General features: G+C 41.5%; 21 protein-coding genes. 10 read left to right on the top strand and 11 right to left on the bottom strand.

Annotated features, from left to right (window positions below; genetic code table 11):
- Positions 1–146: 146 nt before the first annotated feature.
- Positions 147–2,351 carry a TonB-dependent receptor gene (locus tag ACUXV0_RS10700; RefSeq protein ID WP_446189537.1) on the top strand — a complete coding sequence of 735 codons (2,205 nt, stop codon included), beginning with the start codon at positions 147–149 and terminating at the stop codon, positions 2,349–2,351.
- Here the strand turns inward: ACUXV0_RS10700 and ACUXV0_RS10705 are convergent.
- On the bottom strand, positions 2,348–3,580 hold the full coding sequence (locus ACUXV0_RS10705; RefSeq protein ID WP_446189538.1) for an aminotransferase class V-fold PLP-dependent enzyme: 1,233 nt from the start codon (positions 3,578–3,580) through the stop codon (positions 2,348–2,350). The genes ACUXV0_RS10700 and ACUXV0_RS10705 overlap by 4 nt on opposite strands.
- Positions 3,581–3,840: 260 nt before the next feature.
- On the opposite strand from ACUXV0_RS10705, the gene ACUXV0_RS10710 reads away from it, so the two are divergent.
- Entirely contained in the window at positions 3,841–4,800 is a 960-nt protein-coding gene (locus ACUXV0_RS10710; RefSeq protein ID WP_446189539.1) for a DUF4382 domain-containing protein, read from the top strand.
- 64 nt (positions 4,801–4,864) lie between these two features.
- On the opposite strand, the gene ACUXV0_RS10715 is transcribed toward ACUXV0_RS10710, so the two are convergent.
- Entirely contained in the window at positions 4,865–5,476 is a 612-nt protein-coding gene (locus ACUXV0_RS10715; RefSeq protein ID WP_446189540.1) for a hypothetical protein, read from the bottom strand.
- A complete protein-coding gene (locus ACUXV0_RS10720) occupies positions 5,473–5,943 on the bottom strand; it encodes an RNA polymerase sigma factor (protein ID WP_446189541.1) in 471 nt (156 codons plus the stop codon). Before ACUXV0_RS10720 ends, ACUXV0_RS10715 begins: the two co-directional genes overlap by 4 nt.
- Before the next feature lie 94 nt (positions 5,944–6,037).
- Here ACUXV0_RS10720 and rbsK point away from each other — a divergent pair, with 94 nt between their 5' ends.
- Both rbsK and ACUXV0_RS10730 read left to right on the top strand, forming a co-directional pair.
- Positions 6,038–6,940, top strand: a complete 903-nt coding sequence (rbsK, locus tag ACUXV0_RS10725) for a ribokinase (protein ID WP_446189542.1) — start codon at positions 6,038–6,040, stop codon at positions 6,938–6,940.
- A 15-nt stretch (positions 6,941–6,955) separates the two neighbouring features.
- Positions 6,956–8,275, top strand: a complete 1,320-nt coding sequence (locus ACUXV0_RS10730) for an ADP-ribosylglycohydrolase family protein (protein WP_446189543.1) — start codon at positions 6,956–6,958, stop codon at positions 8,273–8,275.
- A gap of 1 nt (position 8,276) precedes the next feature.
- Here the strand turns inward: ACUXV0_RS10730 and ACUXV0_RS10735 are convergent, their stop codons facing one another.
- The 3 genes from ACUXV0_RS10735 to ACUXV0_RS10745 form a co-directional block, all read right to left on the bottom strand.
- The gene (locus tag ACUXV0_RS10735; RefSeq protein WP_446189544.1) at positions 8,277–9,710 is read right to left on the bottom strand and encodes a sulfatase-like hydrolase/transferase; all 1,434 of its coding nucleotides are present in this window, start codon (positions 9,708–9,710) and stop codon (positions 8,277–8,279) included.
- Positions 9,711–9,779: 69 nt separating this feature from the next.
- Positions 9,780–10,139: a glyoxalase gene (locus tag ACUXV0_RS10740; RefSeq protein WP_446189545.1), complete on the bottom strand. Its 360-nt coding sequence runs from the start codon at positions 10,137–10,139 to the stop codon at positions 9,780–9,782.
- A complete protein-coding gene (locus tag ACUXV0_RS10745; protein WP_446189546.1) occupies positions 10,136–10,300 on the bottom strand; it encodes a hypothetical protein in 165 nt (54 codons plus the stop codon). Before ACUXV0_RS10745 ends, ACUXV0_RS10740 begins: the two co-directional genes overlap by 4 nt.
- 147 nt (positions 10,301–10,447) lie before the next feature.
- Between ACUXV0_RS10745 and ACUXV0_RS10750 the strand changes: the two genes are divergently transcribed.
- Genes ACUXV0_RS10750 through ACUXV0_RS10760 form a run of 3 tightly spaced genes read left to right on the top strand, consistent with a single transcriptional unit; the run spans position 10,448 to position 11,843 of the window.
- On the top strand, positions 10,448–11,020 hold the full coding sequence (locus ACUXV0_RS10750) for a DUF2975 domain-containing protein (RefSeq protein ID WP_446189547.1): 573 nt from the start codon (positions 10,448–10,450) through the stop codon (positions 11,018–11,020).
- The gene (locus tag ACUXV0_RS10755; protein ID WP_446189548.1) at positions 11,017–11,232 is read left to right on the top strand and encodes a helix-turn-helix domain-containing protein; all 216 of its coding nucleotides are present in this window, start codon (positions 11,017–11,019) and stop codon (positions 11,230–11,232) included. Before ACUXV0_RS10750 ends, ACUXV0_RS10755 begins: the two co-directional genes overlap by 4 nt.
- Complete coding sequence (locus ACUXV0_RS10760) at positions 11,229–11,843, top strand: CPBP family intramembrane glutamic endopeptidase (RefSeq protein WP_446189549.1); 615 nt, start codon at positions 11,229–11,231, stop codon at positions 11,841–11,843. Before ACUXV0_RS10755 ends, ACUXV0_RS10760 begins: the two co-directional genes overlap by 4 nt.
- Here the strand turns inward: ACUXV0_RS10760 and ACUXV0_RS10765 are convergent.
- Genes ACUXV0_RS10765 through ACUXV0_RS10780 form a run of 4 tightly spaced genes read right to left on the bottom strand, consistent with a single transcriptional unit; the run spans position 11,831 to position 14,090 of the window.
- On the bottom strand, positions 11,831–12,391 hold the full coding sequence (locus tag ACUXV0_RS10765) for an NADPH-dependent FMN reductase (RefSeq protein ID WP_446189550.1): 561 nt from the start codon (positions 12,389–12,391) through the stop codon (positions 11,831–11,833). The two genes, ACUXV0_RS10760 and ACUXV0_RS10765, sit on opposite strands and share 13 nt — an antisense overlap.
- Before the next feature lie 24 nt (positions 12,392–12,415).
- Entirely contained in the window at positions 12,416–12,874 is a 459-nt protein-coding gene (locus ACUXV0_RS10770) for a YdeI/OmpD-associated family protein (RefSeq protein WP_446189551.1), read from the bottom strand.
- Positions 12,871–13,455, bottom strand: a complete 585-nt coding sequence (locus ACUXV0_RS10775; protein ID WP_446189552.1) for a DNA-3-methyladenine glycosylase family protein — start codon at positions 13,453–13,455, stop codon at positions 12,871–12,873. Before ACUXV0_RS10775 ends, ACUXV0_RS10770 begins: the two co-directional genes overlap by 4 nt.
- Positions 13,452–14,090, bottom strand: a complete 639-nt coding sequence (locus tag ACUXV0_RS10780) for a MarR family winged helix-turn-helix transcriptional regulator (RefSeq protein ID WP_446189553.1) — start codon at positions 14,088–14,090, stop codon at positions 13,452–13,454. The genes ACUXV0_RS10775 and ACUXV0_RS10780 overlap by 4 nt, the downstream gene beginning before the upstream one ends.
- A gap of 94 nt (positions 14,091–14,184) precedes the next feature.
- Between ACUXV0_RS10780 and ACUXV0_RS10785 the strand changes: the two genes are divergently transcribed.
- Together ACUXV0_RS10785 and ACUXV0_RS10790 are read left to right on the top strand one after the other, a co-directional pair.
- Positions 14,185–16,635 (top strand): TonB-dependent receptor, encoded by a 2,451-nt coding sequence (locus ACUXV0_RS10785; RefSeq protein ID WP_446189554.1) that lies wholly within the window; start codon positions 14,185–14,187, stop codon positions 16,633–16,635.
- A gap of 2 nt (positions 16,636–16,637) precedes the next feature.
- Positions 16,638–17,099: a hypothetical protein gene (locus ACUXV0_RS10790; RefSeq protein WP_446189555.1), complete on the top strand. Its 462-nt coding sequence runs from the start codon at positions 16,638–16,640 to the stop codon at positions 17,097–17,099.
- Here ACUXV0_RS10790 and yaaA read toward each other — a convergent pair.
- Positions 17,096–17,854 (bottom strand): peroxide stress protein YaaA, encoded by a 759-nt coding sequence (gene yaaA / locus ACUXV0_RS10795; RefSeq protein ID WP_446189556.1) that lies wholly within the window; start codon positions 17,852–17,854, stop codon positions 17,096–17,098. The genes ACUXV0_RS10790 and yaaA overlap by 4 nt on opposite strands.
- Positions 17,855–18,129: 275 nt before the next feature.
- Here yaaA and ACUXV0_RS10800 point away from each other — a divergent pair, with 275 nt between their 5' ends.
- The gene (locus ACUXV0_RS10800; protein WP_446189557.1) at positions 18,130–19,281 is read left to right on the top strand and encodes an alpha-hydroxy acid oxidase; all 1,152 of its coding nucleotides are present in this window, start codon (positions 18,130–18,132) and stop codon (positions 19,279–19,281) included.
- The last annotated feature ends 8 nt before the right edge of the window (positions 19,282–19,289 follow it).

Genomic DNA, 19,289 nt, shown 5'->3' on the forward strand with positions numbered 1-19,289 from the left:
GGGCTTTTGGTGTTTATAGTCTGTCTGTACATCTACACAATTTAAGATTGAGAACTGAAGATTTGATGCTAGACAAATATTCTCGATTTTTGCCGCAAAGCTATTCATCTCTTTTGCTGGGTACAGCAAAAGCATCAAGACAAACTATGAAACTTCTTTTCTCGATTTTCTTTACGTTAATCGTCACCGGAACTATAGCCCAAAATTTTAGCGGCCAGGTAACTCAGCAAAACGGAAGCCCAATACCGTCAGCTTTCATTCAAAACCTACATACAGGCACCTACACTACTGCAGACTTTAATGGAAGCTTTCAGATTTCTCAGACTTCTAAAGGCGATCAATTGAAAATCAGTCTGATCGGCTACAAACCCGAAATAATTACGGTCAAAGAGGCACAGCAAATCATTAAGCTTACTGAAGAGGCAATATCTCTGGCTGGTGTGAACATCAGACGTTCTACCGATGCCCAGTCCATTTTTGCTGATGTGAACATCAAAACCAATCCGGTGAACTCTTCACAAGATTTATTGAGACTGGTACCAGGGCTTTTTATTGGTCAGCACGCCGGTGGTGGGAAAGCAGAGCAAATATTTCTTAGAGGATTTGATATAGACCATGGCACTGACCTTTTCATTTCTATCGATGGCTTACCTGTCAATATGGTATCTCATGCCCACGGGCAGGGCTATTCAGATCTTCATTTCGTGATACCTGAAACAGTGGAAGGAGTAGAGTTTTCAAAGGGTAGTTATAATGCCGATCAGGGGAATTTTGCCACTGCCGGAAGTGTCTCTTTTCAAACAAAAGAGTCGATCGACCAAAGTATCATCAAAGCCGAATATGGTCAGTTTAACCACCGAAGAATTCTCGGTATGATAGACCTTAATCCTAAGCAAAAGAGTGAAACAGAGGCTTATCTCGCCAGCGAGTATTTATATTCAGATGGCCCGTTTGTGTCTCCTCAAAATCTCGGAAGGTTTAATGTGATGACCAAAATCACGAGTAGACCCGGCCAGAATGACAAGCTGAGTTTTAGCGGTTCCTATTTCAAGAGTGATTGGGATGCCTCTGGACAAATTCCTAACCGAGCAGTGAGTAGTGGGCTTATTTCTAGATTCGGTGCTATTGACGATACCGAAGGGGGAAATACTTCCAGAGCCAATGCCACCCTTTCTTATGATAAATCTTTAGGCAAAGGACGCTCATGGTATTCCAAAGCTTATTACACTTATTACGACTTTGAGCTGTTCTCTAACTTCACCTTTTTTGCGATAAATCCAGAAGCGGGCGACCAAATCAAACAGAAAGAATACCGCAACTTATTTGGTGCGGAAACAGGCTTCACTAAAGAAACACAAAAGGTCAATTTCAATCTCAAAGCAGGTTTACGTTCAGACTTAATCAGGGATAATGAACTCTCTCGAACACAGAATAAGAATACACTGCTCAGCAGTATTTATTACGGAGATATCAATGAAACAAATGCCTTCGCCAATGTAAATGCCGAGTTAAAGTCTAATGGATTCACACTTATTCCTGGACTCCGTTTCGATCAATTTTTCTTTAGTTATCTGAATAGGCTTGAAACAACCATTACCACACAAAGAGATCAGGCCTTTCTAGTCAGTCCTAAATTAAGTGCTGTTTATCAAACTAAGAATAACCAGCAAATATTCCTGAAGTCTGGATTTGGCTACCACTCCAATGACAGCCGGGCTGCTGTCCAAAATCTCAACCTTACCACCATCCCCAGATCATTTGGAGTAGATGCCGGTAGCATCTTTAAGATTTCAGAGAAAATTCTGGCAAGCCCTACGGTATGGTACCTCTATTTACAGCAGGAATTCGTCTATGTTGGTGATGAAGGTATAGTAGAGCCATCTGGCAAAACCAGAAGAATGGGAGCAGACCTGAGCATGAGGGCTGAGTTAGCCAAAAATCTCTTTTTTGATACTGATTTTACTTATTCTCATGCCAAAAGTATAGAGGATCCTGCAGGCCAAAATCATATACCTTTAGCTCCTAACTTTACCTGGACGGCCGGCTTGAGTTTCTTAAATGCAAAAGGAGTTTCAGGCTCTTTAAAGACGCGTATTCTGGCAGACCGCCCTGCCAATGAAGACTACAGCATTACTGCTGAGGGATATTGGGTAACCGATGCCAACCTTAACTATTCTTTTGGCAAAATTAATCTGGGCGTACAGGTTCAAAACCTTTTCAATACAGCCTGGAACGAAACCCAATTTGCCACGGAATCGAGATTACTAAACGAGGTAAACGCAGTAGAAGAAATACACTTCACACCCGGCACTCCCTTTAGTTTGAGGACCACACTTAGCTATTCTTTTTAAACAGTAGCCAATACCTTCAGAAGCCCGTCCAGTTCTTCTTTGGTATTATAAATGTGAGTTGAGATGCGTACAGCATCCAGTCCACTCTCTGGCACCAAACGTACTCTGAATTTGTGCTGGGAGAGCAGTTTTCCTATGTCACTGTAGCCAACTGTATTTGACTTAAAACTCAACACACCGGCTCGCGAGCTGCTTTCCTTTGGGGTGAGAATTTCAAACTTTTTAAGCTCGGTTAATCCTTCAAATAAGTATTGATTCAGCTCTCGAATTCTACTTTCAATTTTATCCTTACCTATCGCCTCATGGAAATCGGCGGCAGCGGCAGCTCCCATATAAAGCGGGGTACTCTGTGAGGCGTAGTCATACCTATGAGCTGTAGGATTATACCCTTCTAACTGTGGTGGGTTGGAGAATAGATCCCAGCCGGCATCAGAATAGGCCCCTACATGATAAGCCTGCAGATAATCGATCAGCTCTTCTTTCATATACAAGAAGCCTGTACCGTTTGGACCCAACATCCATTTATGACAGCTACTACAATAAAAATCGACACCTATTTTTGGGAGATCAAGAGCCAATGTACCCGGCCCATGAGCTCCATCAATGGCCGTAATTAAATCGTATTTTTTTGCTAAAGCCACTATCCCTTCAAGTGGGAAAACCTGCCCTGTAGTACAGGTAATATGAGGCAACGCCAGTACTCTTGATTTTGGAGTTATGGCCTTCTCAATATTTGCCAAAGTCTCATCCGCTGTATAACCCGGCTCTACAGGCTTTAAGACAATTCCATGTAGCTTGGCTCTGTTTAACCATGGAAGGGCATTACCTACATGTTCATGTAAACTAATGATCACCTCATCTCCTGCCTTTAGCGGTAAACCCCAACAGACGATATTGATACCCTCGGTGGTATTATGAGTCAAAGAAATTTCTTCAGGTTTGGCACCTACAAAATGAGCCAGGGTTTCTCTTGCCTCTGTGGTATGGCCATATTCACCCGTAGTATTGGTTTGGAGAAGAGCATCCTGAATGGTTTGAAGAACGATATTGGGCGAAGGCCCAAAAGTACCATTATTAAGATACGCTCTTGTGCTTTGCAATGGAAACTGAGTTCTGATCTGCTCCCAGGTTTCACCTAATTCTACTGTTTTTGCTGAAGCAATAGACTGCTTTGATAATACGCCTGCAGCCACCACACCTTTTACAAAATCTCTTCGGGTAAATGTCATTTTTTAGCTTTTTCTATAAGTAGTTAATCTACAAAATGTTAGCTGAAGTAGTACCCTTTGCACGTCTGAGTGCAATAAGTTATTCTATTTGGTCAATTCACTGAGGCACTATTCTTCCTTTGCTACGCAATGGGGAATTTTGAGGAAGCTTTTTCTCCGTTTTTCAAGCCAAACTATTCCAAAATCATATGGAACAGTTTGTTTATGCACCATTTCAGATTCAAAAAACTATTTCATTTACAAAAACACTAAAATTTAAGATGAAGAAGCAATTAAAAGTATGGTCACTATTACTAGCATCATTAGCAGTAATTGGTACCTCATGTGAAGGGATGATGGAACCCAAAGGTGATATCAATGACCCTGACTCTCCGAAAGGCTCAATGAGCGTAAGCATTACAGATGCTCCTATTGATAACGCTGATGTTTCCGGGGCTTTTGTAACCGTAACCGAAATCAAGATTGACGGCGAAACATACAGTGGCTTTCAGGGGCCAAAAACGATCAACGTATTGGCTTTGCAAAACGGTAACAGCCTGGAATTAGGACAAATGGATGTAGCAGCAGGTTCTTACACTACGCTTGACCTGGTGATTGACGCTGAAACAGACGATGCCGGTACAGGTCCCGGGTGTTATGTGCAAAAAACTGACGGTACCAAAGAGAAATTGGAGTTAAGCGGTAACGGTGAGACCACCATCAGTCTTAAACCAAGCAATTTCACTGTTCAGGAGAATGCTCAGACAGATATCATCGTAGACTTTGACCTGAGAAAGGCTATAAAATCAAACAGTGGCAACATGTCTTTTGTTAGCAAAAGCAAGCTTGAAACTGCTGTAAGAGCTGAAAACAAAGCCATTACTGGTACCATCAAAGGTTCAATCCAAAATTATGGTAATGCAGCAGCAGGTGCAGTAGTTTATGTGTACAAGAAAGGTCAGTTTGACGCCGATACTGAAGTGAAAGGAGATGTGAAATATGAAAATGCTGTAACGTCTGCAATGGTTGATGGCTCAGGTAACTTTACCTTGGCTTTCTTACCAGAAGGTAACTATGAGATTCACTGCGATAAGCCTGAAGAAAACAGTGAGGCAGGCCTTGGACTTAACACACTTTTAGAAATCAGTAGTGATATAGACTTGAGTAATGTGGGTGTAAATGCCGGTGCTCAAACAAGCCTTTCTCTTACCGTTCAGCTAGACGGGCTGCTAAATTTATAAAGAATACAGATTAGGGTGGTTTAGATATGGGGTTGTCACTGAAAAGTGACAGCCCCTTCTTCTTTTAGAGCTCCTGCTCTAAACTAAGCCATTCAGCATAATCACTTTCTAACTTTTTAGTAGTGGAGTCCTTTATCCAACCCGATTTTTCAAACAGCCAATACAGCCCCCAACTTAAAGCCACCATTCCTACGATAAACGGTAAGGCAGATGTAAATGATCTGGACTCCGTAAGGTGTGGAATAAAACTGAAAAGAGTACCAATACCCGCAGCCAGAAAACTCAATCTAAACCACTGATTAGCTTTTTGGGTTGCTTTTAATTCATGAATGGCTTTTTTGAGGTACTCACCCACAGCTTCATGACTCGTTAGACTTCTAATCCTTTTGATGCTAAGCCCCGTACGCACAAAGCCAACCAAAATAAAACCAAGCAATTGGATAAATGGAGCATACTGCCAGACCAAGTGAAAATCAAACGGATTACCCATGAGAACTGCCACCAACAATAGTATTTCCAGACCGAAGACGAAGAGTATAAAGCGATTGGATTGGATCAACTTATCCATTTTATTATCCGTCTTATTTTTAAGATGATAGGCTATCGACTTTACGTGCAGGTTTTTGCTTTGCACTTGCTGTGCAGCCCATTGATTTTTTAATTCTTCTAAATTCATTCTTCTAATTTTAAGATGTTAGACAATTTCTTTTTGATACGGTTCAGCTTTACCCCTACATTAGACTCACTATAGCCCGAAATCTCAGCCATTTCCTTATAGCTTTTGTCTTCCAGATACAATAGAATCAGAGCCTTATCTAGCTTATTGAGCCGCTGAATAGCCCACATGAGTTGCTCAAGTTGTCCATTTTCTTCAATGACAAAATCAGGCAAATCAACCTCAGTAAGTACCTGGTTTCGCTTCGTCTTTTTCCTGAAAATGGTGATGGCCGTATTCAGTGCTATTCGGTAAACCCAGGTGCTCTCTTTAGCCTCGGCCCTGAACTTGGGGTAAGACCTCCAAAGCTGTAAAACGATTTCCTGAAAAAGGTCACGTCTATCCTCGGGCTGGTCTTCGTAAAGGCGACTTACCTTTACCAAAATGCCCTGATGTTGATCAATCATCTGAAGAAAAGACTCTTCCATAGAAATCGATTAGCTTTGTTTATTGACTTAGTCGTGGCAATGGTCAAAAACTTACACCTTCTTCTAAATTTATTCAAAATACCTTCTCACACCTATGAAACTAGTGGTCATTGGCAGCAGCAATATCGATTTGGTAATTCGGCTTCCTAGAATTCCTTCGCCTGGCGAAACCATTTTAGGAGGTGAATCTGAGCAGTTTTTTGGTGGGAAAGGTGCCAATCAGGCGGTGGCTGCTCATAAAGCAGGAGCTGAAGTAGGCTTTATCACAAAATTGGGTCAGGATACCTTTGGCAATGACTATGCAGCCTATTTGAGTAAAGCAGGACTCCCCGAAAAGTACATTTTAAGAGACCTAAAAAAACCGACAGGCCAGGCCCAGATATGGGTAGATGAGAATGGAGAAAACGCCATTGCGGTAGCCTCCGGTGCCAATGCCTCTTTGAGCCAAACGGATTTGCAAAACTTCTCAAAGGAAATCATGAAGGCCGATTATGTGCTTATACAACCGGAAACACCCATACCCTCGATTCTACATTTATGTAAAATGCTGGAAGGGAGTGAAACAAAGCTCATTTTGAATCCAGCTCCCGGAATTGCTTTACCCGGCAGCGTCTTAGAAAAAATCTGGCTAATCACACCGAACGAGCATGAAGCCTTTGTATTGACAGGTCAAAAAATAACAGATTTGCATACCGCGGCAAAAGCGGCGAAAACCCTGCTCAAATCTGGTCCACAAAATGTCTTGATCACTATGGGTGCTGAAGGGGCATTGCTTTGCACGGCAAATAGCACCAAACACTTCCCTGCTCAAAAAGTAGACCCCACAGACACGACAGCGGCAGGAGATGTTTTTAATGGGTATTTGGCGGCTATGTTGAGCCAAAATTTATCACTAGAAGAAAGCATTCAAATCGCTGGTAAAGCCGCTGCTATTTCTGTCACCAGAGCTGGTGCTCAGGCTTCTATTCCGTATCTTTCTGAGATAGAAGTCTTATGATTCAACCCTCTTACCATGAAAAAAACTCTACTATTTCTTCTTCTGCTATCCGCCTGTAAAACTCCAACTACTGGAGATTTTAATCCTTCATTGACCATCAATGACTATGAACCGGATGGAACAGAACTTGTCATCTACAGATCTTCATACAAAGAAAAACTGGAAGGCTTTTGGCTTGGCCAATGTATCGCCAACTGGACAGGACTCATCACAGAAATGGATAAAATCGGCGGCAACGGACTAGACGGCAAAGGTGCTGGTTTTTATACCAGAGAAAACTGGGGAGGCCCGGATGAACCGAACCTTTGGGGCTCAAATAACCTAAGTGACACCATCGACTTTTATTTCGAAGACGAACTGTGGGGAGCTGATGACGATACCGACATCGAATACATCTATCAGGAGCTTCTTTTAGCAAATGAGACCTCCGTGCTTACAGGTGAGCAGATCAGAGAGGGCTGGCTAAAACACATTAAACATGAAGAAGAAAACTACCTCTGGGTATCCAATGAAACTGCACTGCATCTGATGATGGACGGGGTAATACCGCCGGCGACCTCCGCACCTGAGAATAACGTAAACTACGAAATGATAGATGCTCAGCTCACTACAGAAATCTTTGGACTATTTGCTCCCGGTCGCCCCAAAACAGCTCGTAAAATGGCTCAGCTGCCCATCAATACCACAGCGTGTGAAAATGCCGAATGGATTTCACAGTTTTATGTGACCATGTATTCGTTAGCGGCCATCCATGACGGTAAAGAGAATTTGAAAACAAGCATTTTCGAGATGGCCGAAGAAGCAAGTCATGTTTTACCAGACAGCTCTTACTCCGCGTCCATGTACAGATTTGTGAAAGAAAAACATGCCGAGGGTTTTACCTGGGAAGAAACCAGAGACGCTCTTCATGAAAAATATCAGGTACGGCAAGAAGACGGCTATTTATGGTCAACTCAGGACAAGGTTTGCAATGGCTGTTTTGCTGCTGGAATCAACTTTGGAGCAGGATTAATCAGTCTTTTTTACGGTGAAGGAGACCTTAAAGAAACCATAAAAATCGGAACACTCTGTGGTTGGGATTCAGATAATCCAACAGCCACCTGGGGAGGAATGCTTGGCTTTATGTTAGGCAAAGCAGGTGTTGAAGAAGCTTTCGGCAGATCTTTAGGTGAACAGTTTAATATTCACAGAACTCGCGTAGGATTCCCCAATGACGGTATTGACAACTTTGAGAATATGGCTCAAAAAGGACTTTATGTTATTGATAGAGTAGTACAGGAAGAATTAAATGGAGGGATAAACCAAAGTAAGAACCTCTGGTATATCCCTCAATAATCTAATCCTTAAAGTATTTTTCAATGACTGACTGCGGCTGCCACTGATCCGGCTTTCTATTGATTTCTCGGAAATCCCACTCCAGCGGCTGAATATCCCTCACCGTTAGCGGGGCTTTATCACCATAAATCTTTTGCTGGTTTTCCAGTTCTGCCCACAGTGCCTTCAGCTCGCCTGTGTATGCCGGATCACCCGAAAGGTCGTTTAATTCGTGAGGATCATTCTTTAGATCATACAGCACCGTCTTATCAATGTAGGGGTACCGGATCATCTTCATATCCCCTACCCTGATGGCTCTATGATGATTCATATAACTAGTGAAAATACTTTTCCGGTATTCTTTTTCAGGATTCACAAAACTCTCCGTGATGGAGTATCCATCGATGTCAGAGGGTGCTTCTATTCCTAGCATTTCGGCAATGGTCGGTAATACATCTAAAGTGTACAGTTTGGCATCAGAGACTTCTCCCTGCGGCACAGAAGGCCCGCTAAAAATCATGGGTACATTCATACAGTGTTCATAGGCACTTTGTTTCCCTATGAGTCCATGACTTCCCATGGCCAGTCCATTATCAGAAAGAAACACAATGAGCGTATTCTCTGCCAGACCTGTGCTTTTCAACTTTTGGATCACCTTTCCAATGGTTTCATCCATATGCGTAATGAGTCCGGCATATTCAGCCCATTGAGCTCGTATTACATCAGGTGTTCTCGGGTAGGGTGCCAGGTTCTCATCCCTAACCTCCATTTTATGTCCAAAACTAAACGGATGAGACGGCATGAAGTTGGCTGGTAAAGGCATTCCCTCCGGATTATACATGGCCTCATATTTCGGCAAAGGAGAGCGAGGATCATGAGGTGCTGTAAACGGCAAATACATGAAGAAAGGCTTATCCTTCGGGTGCTCGTCTATAAACTCCATCATGGTCTCACCAAAAATATCGGTAGAGAAACCTTTATAGGTGACATCGGTAAAGGTACCGTCTTCTTTGAGGTCGCGGCAGTACACTTTATGATGGTCAGACATACCGCCAAACATCACATTTCTGGCCTTTGAAAAACCCTCGGCCACCACTTCCATTTCATTATGCCACTTACCGGTCATATAGGTTTCATAGCCTCTATCTTTCAGTCTTTTGGCTATGGTCTCGTGACCAGCCATCTTGTCCTTAATTTTATGATAGGTTTTTCCAGTTAGCAGCATAGCTCTGCTGGGAGCACATAAAGCTCCGTGATGGCTTCCCTGAATATAAGTATTGGTAAACCGCATTCCGCTAGCGGCCAGGCTATCTATGGTAGGAGTTTTGACATAGTTGTTGCCATAGCAGCCCAAAGCGGAGGCTCTCAAATCATCAGCAAAAAAGATGATTACATTCTTAGGTTTCTGAGCAAAAAGCGAAGTAGTGGTAAAAAGTAATAGGAGTATCTTTTTCATATATCGTAATAGGTTGGTTATCAAAGATAAAAATTCACCTATCACCAAGGACATATACCCGACGAAACCCTAATGAAAGAAGCCAACATGCAGTAAATTGCCTGCCGGATCATGCAAAAAGAACTCATCTCCCCACTCGTTCCGATGAATTTCCGTCATTTTTACGCCTTTGAATTTTCCGGGTAAATCTTTCTCTTTGAAAGAAGAATAGATCTTCTCCAACTCTTCCACTTCCAAAAATAGCATAGTGTTATTGACCCAACTTTTGACATAGTAGTCCTGCAGGTAAAAAGCTAAATTCTCTGAGTGAACCAAACACATTTTGGGGTCAATTTCAGCAATAGAAAACCCAAGTTCTCTGTAAAAGGACTTAGAGATCTCAAAGTCTTTGGCCCCAATAAATGCTCTTATGGATTTTAAGTTTTTCATGCAATTAACTTGCCTGCAAAATCTAGATAAGCGTCCAGATAAAGGTCTACTTTGGCCTTATAACCATCATCTAGTATCGTTCCTTCTTCATCCATGGTTTTATCCATTTGACCTGAAAGCAAAGAACTAATAAAGAGATGGAGCAGGGGTATTAATTTCATTTTTGACATAGGCAATGATCAAATATACAGAATAGTAGTCAGAAATTGTATTGCTATTTCGTAAGTCAATAAGCAATGTTTTAAATATATTTATTTATGTTTTACGTAAATTTATATATCTTTGGAATAATAATTTTTTACAAACCCATGTCAAAGAATATAACACTCGCACTCAGTTTTGCCCAGATTTTTAAATGGATAGTCATCGCACTGTTTATTTTGATGACCGCCTTTTTGCTTACCTCTTTACTGGCTCCTGATTTTATCTCTGATTACATGCTTGAAATAGTAAAGGGCGGTGGGCCATATAATATTTTCAAATGTGAAGACTGCCAGGATAATGACATGACGGTACATTTGAGCTCGCTCGGCACCGGCATGCTTTTCTGGATTTTCCTGATGATGGGTCTGCGGATAGGACTGTTATATTTGATTTCGCTCGAGACCATTCAGGTATTGAAAAATGTAAGAGACCTCAATACTTTTTACGAAGGGAATATCAGTAGCTTTAGAAAAATGGCGGTTTGGGGTCTCATTATGGCGGTTCTTGGCTCGTTTTCTTTTCTTAGTTATTTCAATGCTGATCAGAATCAGGTCTTTGAGCGATTAAGCTTTTCGCCAGCACTAGGAGCCATCGGATTTTCGCTGGCCTGTTTTGTGTTGGCAGAGGTTTTTAAGGAAGGGAGAGTTTTGCAGGAAGATAAAGAAAGTATCCTATGAGTATTATCGTAAACCTTGATGTAATGCTGGCTCGCCGAAAAATGAAGCTCAAAGAGCTCTCAGAGGCCGTCGGCATCTCTGAAACTAACCTCTCCTTACTTAAAACAGGAAAAGTCAAAGGTATTCGCTGGAATACCCTGGAGGCAATATGTGAAACGCTTGACTGCCAGCCGGGAGATATTATTGAGTTTCAAAAATCTTCTGAAAAATGATCAAAGAATTGTTCTCAACCCTCGTTCAGCTCTCAGTTTTCACTTTGATACCTTTTCTATTTTATCTGATCAGGTTCAGAAAAAGAACTGGCTTTTTTCAATGGATTGGCCTCAAAAAAGCTAACAAAAAATCGTTGATATTGGCTGCTGGTTTGTCCATTTTAGGTTTGGTTTCGCTGGTTTTACCCGCGTTTTTGGGTAGTTCTTTTGCGGAGGTGTTGCACAATCCTAAAAGCGTTACAGGAGCTTTAAGGCAAATGCCTTTTAGATCAGAATTGGTTACTTCTATTATTCTCATTGCATTTTTCAAAACCGCACTGGCTGAAGAAATTCTGTTCCGGGGTTTTCTGGCCAAAAGGTTAATTAGTTGGCTTGGCTTTAAGTGGGGCAACTTCACTCAGGCCCTGCTTTTCGGAGTTTTGCATACTGCATTATTCCTTACCATTACTTCAAAAATCCTCTGGCTAATATCCATTTTCATTATCCCCTTTGCGGTTGCCTATCTGATAGGTTATATCAATGAGAAAAAAGCAGAAGGAAGCATTTTACCAGGCTGGCTAGCACATGGTTTGGGTAATTTTATTACGTATTGGGTTATTTATTTTAGCTGAGTTGACCCGCTCAGCTTCTCAGCAAATTCCACATAGGCATTCAGGAAAAAGTCAACCTTCCCTTTGTAAGATTCATCGAGAATGTTGCCATCCTCATCCATGGTTTTATCCATTTGGCCGGAGAGCAGCATGTGTGGTATCGGGAAAGCGAAACAGGCCAAAATACACAACTGAAGCTGATGAGCCGCTCGTGTACCGCCCATCATGCCCGTAGACCCCGTGGCTACACCAATCGGTTTTTTCTCAAATGGCCTCTTGGCATAATAATCAATGAAGTTTTTCAGTCCGCTTGAAATACTCCCGTTATACTCCGGAGTTAAAAAGATAAAACCATCTGCCTCCTCCAGTTTTTGAAAGGTAGTTTTATGCACCTCAGGCGGGTTTTCTTTGGAAGCAAACGTGCTATCAAATTCCCCAAGTTTCACTTCCTTCAAATCGATGATTTCCGCCTCTACTTTTCTGCTCTTCAATTCTCTTTCCAGCATTAGGGCTATTCTATGACTTACTCTTCCTATTCGGGTACTGCTTGAGATTATTTTAATATTCATTGACCAATTGCTTTATGTCTCAAATTACGAATTCTCGGCTATAAACTTTTGAATCCGCTCGATCTGCTTATCGATGTTTTTAGTAGAAGTTACGGTATAAATCAAAGTCCGTTTTTTACCATCGGTTAATTTCTCATAAATTGACTTACAGTGGTCATCCTGCTCCAGAAAAGCCTCAATTGATTCCGGAATAGCAACACCTAATTGATCAGGGTCCTTCCATAATTTAAATCTTACCTCACTATCCAGTTTTTTACCTACATCATTTAAAAGCTTTGAAGCCACAATCACATAAAAATTTCCGTCTCCAAGATGATTAAGGCCGCAACGTACCGGCTCACAATCATCAATTTGGTATATCAATCGCGTTCTTCTTCCCTTATCAAACGTTTCTACCAGCTCACTTTCAATTTTCAGATAGAAATAACCTCCTTTTCGTTTTTCTAACTGTCCTATTCGCTGATTCTGCTCCAGATAGATCATTTGTTATTCTTTTTCCACTCTAAAAGGCTCAATACAGCCAGAGAAGAGTTAGGTGTCCATGCCTTGGCAATGTTTTTCATTTCTGCCGCCAGCCGGACTTTTGGATCAAGGCCATAAAGAGCTACCATTGCCTTCTTTAAGTGGTAATCGTCTACAGGGAATATATCTTTTCGCCCAAGCGTATAGAGCAATAGCATATCTACCATCCATACGCCAATTCCTTTTATCTCCTTGAAAAACTTTCTGACTTCTTGGTCGGTCAACTGCTCCCAATTGGGCTCCTCCTTTTGGAAAGCATTCAGAACATTTTCAATAGTCTCAAATTTACGTTCAGAGAGCTTCAGGTCACCCAGGCCTGCTTTTTCCAGAGCAGAAAAGTTTTGAGGAGTCACAATGCTTATACCCGCTTTCTCCAGAAGTTTTTGAAAAGTTTTTTTGGTGCTTCGGTAATGAATCTGCTGCTCTATCACGCAGCTCATTAAATCGTGAAAAACAGATCCGGTAGATTCTGGTTGTATTACCTTTACTTCTTGAAGGACTTTACCCAAAATTGGATCCGCTTTGGTTAATTGCTCTATCAATTGAGTGAGGGTTCGGTAAATAAATGATTGATCTCTTTCTCATCTGCCCTTTCGAAAATTGGTTTGTGGAATTGATGAAGCTTCATCAACATCTGTAGTAAAGAGGCCTTCTCTTGTTCTTTTAAATTGCCGGTCACATGTTTACTCAGCTGGTTCATCCCTTTGCTGATCGATAGCATAGCAGCTTTACCGGCGGGGCTGATATAAATCAGTTTTGACCTTCTATCTTCTGGATGACTTTTTTCAGAGATCAGTCCTTGTTTTAGCAGTCTTTTGAGTACTTCATTCCCACTTGACTTTTCCATGATACCCCTTTTGATCAAATCAGTTTTGCGAAGTTCCTTGTCAGGAAATAAACCGGCCAACATCCCAAAATCATCCAGGGAATAAATGGGCGAATCTTTCAGAAGCCTTTTGGAATAAAACTGGGCATACTTAAACATGAACGAGATAAACATAGATATCAAGCCATCCTGAGATGGTATGTTATCATTCTTTTCAAAAAAGCCTTCTTCTCGTTTTCCTTTTTGTAGAAGCCAACCAATAAACTGCTCTCTTTGCCATTCAGAGGGCTTTAACTCCTCCTCATAGGCCTCAGAAAGCTTGATCAACTCTTTTAACACCTCGTACTTCATGCACCGAAAATAAATCTTTTTTGTTTGTTATAAAACTATTTAGAGTCTTATCTGGTTCACTTGGTATGATCTAATTCTATTACGCATTTAAAGGATGATACCTAATCAACAAAAATACCTTTGGCTGCTCCTCGCCATTTTTATAAGTCTTGGAGCTTCGGCTCAAAACACCGGTGTTATTTACGGAGACATCACCGATCAAGTCACGGAAGAACCGCTGATAGGAGCCACTATATCTACCGAAGATGGTAGCTATGCCACCTCGGCAGATATTGACGGAAAATACCGACTGAGCCTTCCGGTAGGCACCTATAACATCAAAGCTTCTTTTATTGGCTATGATGATCTTATTAAATTTAATGTGGTCGTTAACTCCGGGAACGATCTCTCGGTGAGTTTTGAAATGGCTCCTTCCATTTCCACACTACAAGAAGTAAAAGTTTCTGGCAAGTCTGCAGCTCGTTCAGCTCTGGCCTCAGATGTCATGACTCCACTTTCTGTGCAGTCGCTCACCACAGAAGAAATCAGAAGTAATCCGGGGGGAAATTTTGATGTCTCAAAAGTAATTCAGGCTCTGCCGGGGGTAGCAGGTACCACTGGTGGTGGCGGTTTCAGGAATGATATTATTCTTAGAGGCGGAGGCCCAAACGAAAATGTCTATTATCTGGATGGAATAGAAATCCCCATTTTGAATCACTTCACCACACAAGGTTCAGCAGGTGGACCAGCCGGAATCATCAACATTTCTTTTATTGAAGATATCAAACTCTCAACCTCCGCTTTTAACGCTCAGTTTGACAATACCACCTCTGGAGTTTTTGAGTTTAAACAGCGAGAAGGTAACAGTGAAAAATTACAAGGAAACGTACGACTAAGTGCTTCTGAATTTGCCGCTACTTTTGACGGTCCTGCAGGACCCAAAACCAACTATTTGGTATCAGCCAGAAGGTCTTACTTAGCATTTTTGTTTACTCTATTAGATCTACCCATTAGGCCAGATTATTGGGATTTCCAAACCAAGGTATCTCATAAACTAGGAGAGAAAACTTCGCTTGATCTGATCGGTATCGGAGCTATAGATCTTTTCAAATTTGCTGTACCAAAAGACGCTTCACCAGAGAGTGTTTATATCTTACGATCAAACAGTTATATCAATCAATGGAACTATACAGGTGGGGCTACGCTCAAACACAGAATTAACAATGGATTGATTAGTCTGAGCCTGAGCAGAAACCATTTCAATAATGAGTTGGAGCGTTTTGAGGACAATACCATTAAAGACCCTGAAACCATTAACTTTTCAAGCGTTTCTAATGAAATAGAAAACAAGCTACGACTCAATGTCAAAACCTTTAAAAACGGACTGACCCTGAACTATGGTGCTGCATTACAGCAGGTCAATTATGATAATGATTTCTTTACCATCATTAGACCAGAAATCACAGGTGAGAATGGTGAGTTGATTCAGCCGGAAATCAGCAGCAGGTTTAATACAGATATCGGTTTCTGGAAATATGGAGCATACTTTCAGGCTGGTAAAACCTTCAAAAACCAACTTTCTATATCTGGTGGCTTAAGAACCGATATGAACTCCTTTACCAATACAGGCAATAACCCTTTAAAAACGCTTTCACCCAGACTGTCTGCCTCACTCCCATTAGGTGAAAAAGTACGGGCCAATGCCACTTGGGGTTCCTATTATAAGTTGCCTATCTATACCGTTTTAGGCTACCAAAATCAAGAGGGTCAGTTGGTCAATCAGGATAACGAATACATCAATTCTATTCACTATGCCGCAGGTTTTGAGTACTTACCTAAAAACGATCTGAGGTTTACCGTGGAAGGATTCATTAAAAATTATGAAAACTATCCCGTAAGTGCATTTGACAATCTTTCCCTGGCAAATCTTGGGGGTGGTTTCGGTGCTATAGGCAATGAACGCGTTATCTCGAAAGGAAAAGGCAAGACTTACGGCGTAGAGCTGTTTGTGCAGAAAAAATTGACCAAAAAACAATTCTTCACCATCTCCTACACCTATGTCAGATCAAAATTTGGTGGCATAGATACAGAACTTTTTCCTTCAGCCTGGGATAACAGAAATCTATTCTCGGGTCTTTATGGACTGAAATTTGGCAAGAACTGGGAACTGGGAGCCAAATACCGCTGGGCGGGAGGAAGCCCGTATTCGCCTTATGATATCACGGCTTCACAACGAAATTACCTCAGTCTGGGACAGGGGATTTTTGACTACAGCCAATTGAATTCTCAAAAATTAGATGATTTCAATCAGCTCGATCTAAGAATCGACAAAAAATTTAATTTCCCTACATGGACTCTCGATTTATTTATTGATGTACAAAACCTTTGGGGCGAAAAAAACGAATCTATACCAAATTTCACCTTTAAACGAAATGAGGACAACACTGGTTTTGCCAGTACAGATGGGCTACCGGTAAGACAGGACGGGAGCAATGCCATCCCGTTAATTCTCAATGAGCCTAGTGGTCAACCAACACCAAGTATTGGATTTATTATAGAGTTTTAATCATGAGTTTTCCTGACATTAAAATCAAGACCCTTTCGGGTCAAAAGCTAAACATTCCATCTGACCTCAAAGGTCAGAACACCCTGATTATCCTTGTTTTTGAAGAAGGAGGGAAATACGAAGAACCTCAAGCTCAGGCCAAAAAATGGATAGAATTGTATAATTCTCAACTGCAGGACTCCAATATAAATCTCCTGGAAATAGCCATGATGAGTGGGAAGTACCGGTTGATGAGTTTTGTCATAGACTCCGGCATGAAAAGCGGTATTCCTCCGGAACTACACGATCAAGTAGCGAGCTTTTATGGCGACAAAAAGAAAGTGATGAAAGATCTGAATATCTATGATTTACGCAGAGCCTATGTTTATCTGCTTGACCAAAACGGTCAGGTCAAATACAAAACCAGCGGAACTCCAAATGAGAATTCCGCTGAAGAATTAGTTTTAGCTATCTCTAAGGTTTAGCGTACAAAAACCCACTCACCTTCAGAAGATAGTTTATCGTCAAACTCATACCCTTCGTAATTGAAGGTTTTCAGGTCTTCCGAATTTGAAATCTTTTTGTCCAGGACAAAACGGGTCATCAATCCTCTGGCCTTTTTGGCAAAAAAGCTGATGATTTTCAAATTCCCATTTTTATAATCTTTAAACACTGGAGTGATAAGCGGCCCTTTCAGCAATTCAGGTTTTACTGCACCAAAATACTCCTGAGATGCCAGATTTATCAATGGCTCACCGTCTTCCATTTCTTCATTCAGAGCCTCAGTAATTTTCTTATCCCAAAATTTATAAAGATTCGGCTTACGGCCTACTTTAAGGGCAGTACCCATTTCCAGCCTATATGGCTGCATTAAGTCTAAAGGCTTCAGTAAACCATACAAGCCAGATAGAATCCTTAGCTTTTCATTCATATCCTGAATTTGTGGCTCTTCCAAGGTGTAAGCATCTAAGCCTAGATAAACATCGCCTTTGAAAGCAAAAACGGCTTGACGAGAATTTTCCAGTGAATATTCGTTAGTTCTGGTGAGGTTTCTTTCGCGATTGAGCTCAGCCAGTGCCTTCGAAATACTCATTAAGTCGGTAAGCTTTTTCGGCGATTTCTTCTTCAAAACCTCATTCAGTTTCTCTATTTCATCCGTGAATCTAGGAATACTGTATTCCTGAGTAGGCACAGCCGATTCATAGTCTAAAGTTTTTGCCGGAGAAATTACAATTTTCATTTTTTACAGAGGTTTTGTCTAAGATTTCATGGGTAGAAACGTCTTCACTGATCGATCAGTTCTATAAATCCTATCAATGTTTTCTATAATACTATAGACCTAATTGATTAATCACAAAGGTAGATCATCTATTTTTTTGAGTGGTACATCATAGCAAATAACAGTTATGTGGGCCGCTTATCTGAGTTTTGCTCAAATTATCGAATAAGCCTTAGCTTTGAGAGATTTCTACAAAACCATAATGGCTGAGCAGGCCGCTGATGTGATTTAACCTGATGGAAGAAAAGTACAACTCCCAATACCCAGATATCCCTTTTCTAAGAGAAAAAGCCAAAAAACGTATCCCAAGATTCGCCTTTGAATATCTGGATGGCGGCTGTAATGCAGAGATTAATCTCCAGCGAAACACGAAGGAAATCAGAGATGTACAGTTAAGGCCTTACTACCTCAGAGACTATAAAGGTATCTCGCTTGATACCGAGCTGTTCGGTAATACCTATTCTGCTCCTTTTGGTATTTCACCCATCGGACTGCAAGGACTTATCTGGCCAAAAGCCTCAGAAATTCTGGCAAAAGCAGCTTTTGACTATAACATCCCCTACATACTCAGTACGGTAGGCACTGCAAGTATTGAGAACGTCGCTGATATTACAGAGGGTAACGCCTGGTTTCAACTTTACCACCCGAAAGAAGCTGAACTACGCGATAAGCTTATCAAACGAGCTGCAGACGCAGATTACCCCGTGTTAATCATTTTGGCAGATACACCTACCTTCGGTTACAGGTCAAAAGAAATCATCAATGGGCTATCAATTCCTCCAAAAATGTCAGCCAGAAATATTGCTCAAATCATGGGTAAACCACGCTGGGCTATTGAAACACTATTGGCAGGTCAGCCTGAGTTCAAGACCCTCAAACCTTACATTCCTAAAGGCTTAAACCTGAAGCATCTGGGAATGTTTATGAATCAGACATTTAACGGCAGACTGAACGCTGAACGCATCAAACCGATCAGAGATCAATGGAAAGGAAAGCTCGTACTAAAAGGTGTAGCCACTGAAGAGGATACTGAAAAGGCCATTGAATTAGGGCTGGATGGGATCATCGTCTCTAATCATGGAGGCAGGCAGCTGGATCACGGTGAGTCTACCATCAAACCACTGACCAGAATTGCAGAAAAGTATAAAGATCAAATTAAAGTGATGATGGATAGCGGCATTCGGACAGGGCCAGACATCGCTTCTTCCCTGGCCTCGGGTGCCGATTTCACTTTTATGGGTCGCTCATTTATGTACGGTGTAGCTGCCTTGGGCCATGAAGGCGGAAGTCATACCATCTCTATTCTCAAAAGACAACTCCGTCAGGTGATGGAACAGCTTTGCTGCGAAAACATCCATGACTTACCTAAGCATAGGATTGTAGGATAAAGCTTTGA

It is taken from the genome of Jiulongibacter sp. NS-SX5 (assembly GCF_052828545.1).

Excerpts from the sequence above, each read along its gene's own strand:
- ACUXV0_RS10780 (WP_446189553.1), bottom strand. The coding sequence starts at position 14,090 with ATGAAGTACGAGGTGTTAAAAGAGTTGATCAAGCTTTCTGAGGCCTAT.
- ACUXV0_RS10755 (WP_446189548.1), top strand. The coding sequence starts at position 11,017 with ATGAGTATTATCGTAAACCTTGATGTAATGCTGGCTCGCCGAAAAATG.
- ACUXV0_RS10715 (WP_446189540.1), bottom strand. The coding sequence starts at position 5,476 with ATGAATTTAGAAGAATTAAAAAATCAATGGGCTGCACAGCAAGTGCAA.
- yaaA (WP_446189556.1), bottom strand. The coding sequence starts at position 17,854 with ATGAAAATTGTAATTTCTCCGGCAAAAACTTTAGACTATGAATCGGCT.
- ACUXV0_RS10735 (WP_446189544.1), bottom strand. The coding sequence starts at position 9,710 with ATGAAAAAGATACTCCTATTACTTTTTACCACTACTTCGCTTTTTGCT.
- ACUXV0_RS10720 (WP_446189541.1), bottom strand. The coding sequence starts at position 5,943 with ATGGAAGAGTCTTTTCTTCAGATGATTGATCAACATCAGGGCATTTTG.
- ACUXV0_RS10705 (WP_446189538.1), bottom strand. The coding sequence starts at position 3,580 with ATGACATTTACCCGAAGAGATTTTGTAAAAGGTGTGGTGGCTGCAGGC.
- ACUXV0_RS10765 (WP_446189550.1), bottom strand. The coding sequence starts at position 12,391 with ATGAATATTAAAATAATCTCAAGCAGTACCCGAATAGGAAGAGTAAGT.
- ACUXV0_RS10745 (WP_446189546.1), bottom strand. The coding sequence starts at position 10,300 with ATGAAATTAATACCCCTGCTCCATCTCTTTATTAGTTCTTTGCTTTCA.
- ACUXV0_RS10785 (WP_446189554.1), top strand. The coding sequence starts at position 14,185 with ATGATACCTAATCAACAAAAATACCTTTGGCTGCTCCTCGCCATTTTT.
- ACUXV0_RS10800 (WP_446189557.1), top strand. The coding sequence starts at position 18,130 with ATGGAAGAAAAGTACAACTCCCAATACCCAGATATCCCTTTTCTAAGA.
- ACUXV0_RS10790 (WP_446189555.1), top strand. The coding sequence starts at position 16,638 with ATGAGTTTTCCTGACATTAAAATCAAGACCCTTTCGGGTCAAAAGCTA.
- rbsK (WP_446189542.1), top strand. The coding sequence starts at position 6,038 with ATGAAACTAGTGGTCATTGGCAGCAGCAATATCGATTTGGTAATTCGG.
- ACUXV0_RS10750 (WP_446189547.1), top strand. The coding sequence starts at position 10,448 with ATGTCAAAGAATATAACACTCGCACTCAGTTTTGCCCAGATTTTTAAA.
- ACUXV0_RS10700 (WP_446189537.1), top strand. The coding sequence starts at position 147 with ATGAAACTTCTTTTCTCGATTTTCTTTACGTTAATCGTCACCGGAACT.
- ACUXV0_RS10760 (WP_446189549.1), top strand. The coding sequence starts at position 11,229 with ATGATCAAAGAATTGTTCTCAACCCTCGTTCAGCTCTCAGTTTTCACT.
- ACUXV0_RS10710 (WP_446189539.1), top strand. The coding sequence starts at position 3,841 with ATGAAGAAGCAATTAAAAGTATGGTCACTATTACTAGCATCATTAGCA.
- ACUXV0_RS10770 (WP_446189551.1), bottom strand. The coding sequence starts at position 12,874 with ATGATCTATCTGGAGCAGAATCAGCGAATAGGACAGTTAGAAAAACGA.
- ACUXV0_RS10740 (WP_446189545.1), bottom strand. The coding sequence starts at position 10,139 with ATGAAAAACTTAAAATCCATAAGAGCATTTATTGGGGCCAAAGACTTT.
- ACUXV0_RS10730 (WP_446189543.1), top strand. The coding sequence starts at position 6,956 with ATGAAAAAAACTCTACTATTTCTTCTTCTGCTATCCGCCTGTAAAACT.